Annotated in this window: 4 protein-coding genes and 2 pseudogenes; 2 read left to right on the top strand and 4 right to left on the bottom strand. The window is 72.5% G+C overall.

Features of this window, described 5'->3' with window-relative positions; all coding sequences use genetic code 11:
* Positions 1–845: pseudogene (locus tag G3I41_RS00745) on the top strand (hypothetical protein); the annotation flags it as partial.
* Positions 846–885: 40 nt separating this feature from the next.
* On the opposite strand, the gene G3I41_RS00740 reads toward G3I41_RS00745, so the two are convergent.
* The 4 genes from G3I41_RS00740 to G3I41_RS00725 all read right to left on the bottom strand — a co-directional run bounded on the left by G3I41_RS00740 (position 886) and on the right by G3I41_RS00725 (position 4,714).
* Positions 886–2,361, bottom strand: a complete 1,476-nt coding sequence (locus G3I41_RS00740) for a gluconate:H+ symporter (protein ID WP_164398344.1) — start codon at positions 2,359–2,361, stop codon at positions 886–888.
* A gap of 122 nt (positions 2,362–2,483) precedes the next feature.
* Positions 2,484–2,894 carry a RidA family protein gene (locus G3I41_RS00735; RefSeq protein ID WP_164398343.1) on the bottom strand — a complete coding sequence of 137 codons (411 nt, stop codon included), beginning with the start codon at positions 2,892–2,894 and terminating at the stop codon, positions 2,484–2,486.
* Positions 2,895–2,900: 6 nt separating this feature from the next.
* Positions 2,901–3,659 carry an IclR family transcriptional regulator gene (locus G3I41_RS00730; protein WP_164398342.1) on the bottom strand — a complete coding sequence of 253 codons (759 nt, stop codon included), beginning with the start codon at positions 3,657–3,659 and terminating at the stop codon, positions 2,901–2,903.
* Positions 3,656–4,714, bottom strand: coding sequence for a sugar kinase (locus tag G3I41_RS00725; protein WP_164398341.1), 1,059 nt, complete (start codon positions 4,712–4,714; stop codon positions 3,656–3,658). The genes G3I41_RS00730 and G3I41_RS00725 overlap by 4 nt, the downstream gene beginning before the upstream one ends.
* A 144-nt stretch (positions 4,715–4,858) precedes the next feature.
* Here G3I41_RS00725 and G3I41_RS00720 point away from each other — a divergent pair.
* Positions 4,859–5,487 (top strand): annotated as a pseudogene (locus G3I41_RS00720) (amino acid deaminase); the annotation flags it as partial.

Raw genomic sequence — 5,487 nt, 5'->3', positions numbered from 1 at the left:
CCGAACGTGAGGCGCGGGCCCGGGCCACCTCGCCCGCCCCGGCCCCCGTGCCGGCGGGCCCGCGCACGGGCTCGTCGTCCTCCGGCGGCGCCGCCCTGGCCCTGCTGCTCGTCCTGGTCGCCGTGGCGGGGCTGCTGGCGTGGCAGCCCTGGGAGAAGACGGACGGCGGTTCGGCGTCGGGCAGCGGCGCGTCCGGCTCCGTCACCTCGGGCACCGGCCTCGACACGCACACGGACGACAGCGCGAGCGCCGACACGGACACGTCGGGCAGCGGCGGCGGCTCGACGGACACCGACACCGAAACGGAGGCCCCGACCCCGACCCCCACACCGACCCCCACGCCCACCATGGACTCCACCGACCGCGCCTTCGCCGCCGTGCACGCGGGCGACTGCCTCAACGTGTACAACGACGGCTACGACCACATGAGCGCGAGCCGCCCGATCCGGGTGAAGTGCGCCGCCTCGAACGCGTACATGCACGTCAACCGGGTGAGCACCCGCGCCGGCGCGTCGAGTTCCTGCGATACGGGGGCGGGTTTCACCTGGTGGAGCCGGTCGGGCGACGACGGGATCACGCGGACGCTGTGCCTGGACCGGGTGTACAGGGCGGGCCAGTGCTTCCCGGCCGACGTCAACGGGGAGACCAACGCGGACCTGACGGTGGTCTGGCGCTGCAACGCCTCGAAGGTGCCCAGGGCGGGCCAGTCGATCCTGCGGATCACCGGCTTCTACCGGGCCCCGAAGCAGGGCCAGAACTGGACCTGCCCGGCGGGGCCCGGCGAGCGGTTCTGGTACTGGCAGGTCAACCAGGGCCGCAGCATCATCTGCGCCTCGGCGGCCTGACCCGTACCCGTGACTCGTGCGCGTACGCGTACGCGTACGGCTAGATGACCAGGCTGAGCAGCGCCGCGACGGCGAACCCGGCGACCGACAGGACGGTTTCGAGCACGGTCCAGGACTTCAGGGTGTCGCGTTCGGAGATGCCGAAGTACTTCGACACCATCCAGAAGCCGCCGTCGTTGACGTGCGAGGCGATGATCGAGCCGGCCGAGATCGCCATGATGACCAGTGCGAGATGCGCCTGCGAGAAGCCCTGGTTCTCCACGAGCGGGACCACGATGCCGGCGGTGGTGACGATGGCGACCGTGGCCGAGCCCTGGGCGATGCGCAGCACGGCCGAGATCAGCCAGGCGAGCAGGATGACGGGCAGGCCGACGTCGTTGAAGGTGTCGGCGAGCGCGTCCGCGATGCCGCTGCCCTTGAGCACGGCGCCGAAGATGCCGCCCGCGCCGACGACGAGCAGGATGTTCCCGACCGGCTTCAGCGAGGAAGTGGACACCGACTCCAGGGACTTGCGGGACCAGCCGCGCCGGATGCCGAGCAGGTAGTACGCGAGGAGCAGCGCGATCGTCAGGGCGACGAAGGGGTTGCCGAAGAACTCGATGACCGAGCGGCCCGTCGAGGGGTCCATCGCGATCGAGGAGAACGTGGCGGCGAGGATCAGGATCAGCGGGGTGCCGATGATGGCGAGCACCGTGGAGAGCGCGACCGGCTCCTCGCGCGGCGCGACCCCGGCGGCCCGCTGCTCGGCGACGACGGCGGCCTTCGCCTCCTCGGCGGCCTCGACCATGTCCTGCGGGACGTCCACGAAGATCCGCTTGCCGATCCAGGCGGCGTAGCCCCAGGCGGCGAGCACGGACGGGATGCCGACTAGGGCGCCCATCAGGATGACCCAGCCGAGCGAGACGTGGAAGAGGCCGGCGGCGGCGACCGGTCCGGGGTGCGGCGGCAGGAAGGCGTGGGTCATGGAGAGACCCGCGAGGAGCGGCATGGAGTACAGCAGGATCGATTTGCCGGACCGCTTGGCGGCGGCGTAGACGATCGGCGCGAGGACGAAGATGCCGACGTCGAAGAAGACCGGGATGCCGAAGATCAGACCGGTCAGGCCCATCGCGAGCGGGGCGCGCTTCTCGCCGAAGAGCCGCAGCAGCCGGGCGCTCAGCACCTCGGCTCCGCCGGAGACCTCCAGGATCGCGCCGAGCATCGTGCCGAGGCCGATGATGATCGCGACATGGCCGAGGATGCCGCCCATGCCGGATTCGATGACGGAGACGGCGGCGGACTTCTGCACGGTGCCGAAGAGTTCGGTCACGGAGAGCCCGGCGCCCAGGCCGACGGCTATGGAGACGGCGAGCAGCGCGACGAACGGCTGGAGCCTGACCTTGATGATCAGGAAGAGGAGGAGCGCGATACCGAGGACGGCGACGGTCAGCAGCCCGGCGGTGCCGTCGATGAGGAGGAGGAGTCCACCGGTGTGGGGTGGCGTCTCGGCGGGGGCGGGGCCTGCGGCGAGCTGCATGGGTAACTCCGTTGTTGGTCCATGTCGGGGATGTGTCAGACACCCCCGGGGCAGGGGGGACCGCGGCACGGCGCGAAGGGTGTGCGCGCCGTGCCGGGCGGGGTGCGGATTACGGGGATGGCTCAGCCCAGGACGGCGAGGGCGTCGATCTCGATGAGCAGGCCCTTCGGGAGGCCGACGTAGACCGTGGTGCGCGCGGCCGGGGCCTCCTTGAGGTCCTGCTCGGCGAAGTACGCGTTGTAGATCTCGTTCATCTCGGCGAAGTGGTCCACGTCCGTGAGGTAGACGCGCATCATCATCACGTCGTCCCAGCTCGCGCCGCCCTCCTCCAGGATCGCCTTGACGTTGGCGAAGGTCTGGAGGGTCTGCTCGCGCAGGGTGGGGCCCGCCGGGGTGGGCGCCTGGCCCTCGACGGCGGGCAGGAAGCCGACCTGGCCGGCGACCTGGAGGATGTTGCCCTTGCGCACGCCGTGCGAGAACTTCGCGGGCGGGGTGGTGTGGGTGCTGGGGGTGAGCGCGGTCTTCTCGGTCATGGCGGATCAGGCTTTCTTGGGTCGGTTGCTGCCGGAGTACTCCCGGCTGATGGTGTCGGCGGTCCGACGGACCAGGGGGAGCAGGGTGAGGAGTTCCTCGGCCGTGACGACCACGTTCGGCGCGGAGACCGACATCGCCGCGACGACGCGCCCGTCGGCCCCGCGAATGGGGGCGCCGACGCAGTTGATGGACTCCTCGTGGCCACCGAGGTCGGTGGCCCAGCCCTGTTCGCGTACGGCGGCGAGCTCCTTGAGGAACGCGGCGGCGCCGGGCGTCGAACGGGCCGTGTACATGGGGTAGTCGAGCTTGTCCGCGACGGCCCGCCGCTCGGCCTCGCTGAGGTCGGCGAGGAGCAGCTTGGCCACGGCGGCGACGGTGATCGCGACGGGCTTGCCGATCCGCGAGTACATCCGGACCGGGTAGCGGCTCTCGACCTTGTCGATGTAGAGGACCTCGTTCTCCTCGTACACGGCGAGGTGGACGGTGTGCCCGCACAGCTCGTTCAGCTCGGCGAGGTGCGGGTGGGCGATCTCGCGCACGTCGAGGTTCTCCACGGCCTCCTGCGCGAGCGCGAACAGCCGGGCGCCGAGCCGGTAGCGCTGGTCCTGCTGCCGGTAGACGAGCCCGTGCTCGTGGAGCGTACGGAGCAGGCGCAGCGCGGTGGACTTGTGGACGCCGAGGCGGTCGGCGACCTGCCCGAGGTCGGCGGGCCCCTGGGCGAGGAGCGGCAGGATGCTCAGCGCGCGGTCGACGGTCTGGCTCATGGCGTACGTACCTCCGTGTCGTCCCCCGTCCACCCGGGGCCGAGACGCAGTCTCCCCCACGCGTCCTCGTCCAGTGCCGCGAGCCGGTCGGCGTGCTCGCGGGCGGGGGGCGCGGTGAGGTCGCCGGGGACGGTGAGGACGGCGGCGGCCAGGAGGTGGCCGTGGCGGGCGCGCGTAAGGACGGGGAGTCCGCGGAGGGTGGCGGACAGGAACCCGGCGGCGAAGGCGTCGCCGGCACCGACGGGGGCGACGACGTCGACGCGGAGCGCGGGGACGTGGGTGACCTCATCGGCCCCGCCGGCGTCCGAGGCGCGGGCGCCCGGGCGGAGCCCCGGTTCACGGGAGAACACCGTCACACCGTCGGCGCCCCGCTTCACGACCACCACCCCCGGCTCCGGCAGGGCCTCCCGGATCGCGGCGGCGCCCACGACGCCCCACGCCTCCTCCGCCTCGTCCTCCCCCACGAACACCACGTCCGCCCGCCGCGCCAGCTCCAGCAGCACCGCGGGGGACTCCCCGCGCCACAGCCCCGGCCGGTGGTTCACGTCGAACGAGACCAGCGGCCGCCCCGCCCGGGGAGCGGTCAGCTCGTGGAGCAGCGCCAGGCAGTCCGCCGACAGCGCGGCGGTGATCCCCGACAGGTGGAGGATCCGCGCGGCGGGCAGCGCGTCGCACGGCACCGTCTCGGGCGACATCGCGGACGCCGCGGACCCGGCACGGTAGTACGCCACCTCGTGGACGTCCGTGGCCCGGTCCGTGGCCGTGCGGAAGTAGATCCCGGTCGGCCGGTCGGGGTCGCGCCGCACGAAGGACGTGTCCACGCCGTACGCGGCGACCGCCTCCACGAGGTGGTCGCCGAAGCCGTCCGCCCCGACCCGGCTCACCCAGGCCGCCCGGTGCCCGGCCGCCGCCAGCGCGCAGGCGACGTTGGACTCGGCGCCGCCGATGCCCCGGTCGAAGGACGGCACGTCGGCGAGGCGCCCGGGCCGCGAGGGCAGGAACGTCACCATGGACTCACCGAGGCACACGACGTCGGCGGGCGTGGTTCCGGACACGCGGGGCTCCTCAGCAGTCGGGCGGCGGCACCGGCACTCACCATTGACCGGGCGTCGGCTCGGATGTTAGACAGCCTTGAGCGATATACGCAATGGGTGTTGCATATGTTGCAATCAGATCGCTGACCGGACCGAGGAGACCCCATGGCCGCCGCGCCCCACGTGACCGCTCTCGCCGACGAACCGGTCGACCACCGGTTCAAGGGCCTCCCGCCCGACGCCGAGGGCCTGACCGTCGGCGCCCTGGCCGCCGAGCGCCGCAATCTCTTCGAGGGCGGGTTCACCACCCCCGTGCTCGCCCTGTCCGCCGAGTCGGTCGAGCACAACCTCGCGCTCCTGGAGACGTACGCGGAACGCCACGGTCTCGCGTTCGCCCCGCACGGCAAGACGTCGATGTCCCCGCAGCTCTTCGCCCGCCAGCTGGAGCACGGCGCCTGGGGCATCACGGCCGCCGTTCCCCACCAGGCACGCGTCTACCGTGCGTTCGGGATCGGCCGGATCTTCCTCGCCAACGAGCTGGTCGACGCCGCCGCGCTGCGCTGGCTCGCGGGCGAGCTGGACGCCGACCCGGACTTCTCCTTCGTCTGCTACGTGGACTCCGTGCGCGGGGTCGAGCTGATGGACGAGGCCCTGCGCGCGGCGGGAGCGTCCCGCCCGGTCGACGTCGTCGTGGAGCTGGGCGCGGGCGAGGGAGCGCGCACCGGCGCCCGGACCGAGGCGGACTGCGCGGCCGTGGCGGACGCGGTGGCCGGGGCGCCGGCCCTGCGCCTGGT

The organism is Streptomyces sp. SID9727, assembly GCF_010550605.1.
GTDB lineage: Bacteria > Actinomycetota > Actinomycetes > Streptomycetales > Streptomycetaceae > Streptomyces.
The sequence above is the reverse complement of the archived record's forward strand: the minus strand, read 5'-3'. Positions and strand labels throughout refer to the sequence as shown.

Coding starts and splice junctions, on each gene's coding strand:
- G3I41_RS00740 (WP_164398344.1), bottom strand. CDS start 2,361: ATGCAGCTCGCCGCAGGCCCCGCCCCCGCCGAGACGCCACCCCACACC.
- G3I41_RS00735 (WP_164398343.1), bottom strand. CDS start 2,894: ATGACCGAGAAGACCGCGCTCACCCCCAGCACCCACACCACCCCGCCC.
- G3I41_RS00730 (WP_164398342.1), bottom strand. CDS start 3,659: ATGAGCCAGACCGTCGACCGCGCGCTGAGCATCCTGCCGCTCCTCGCC.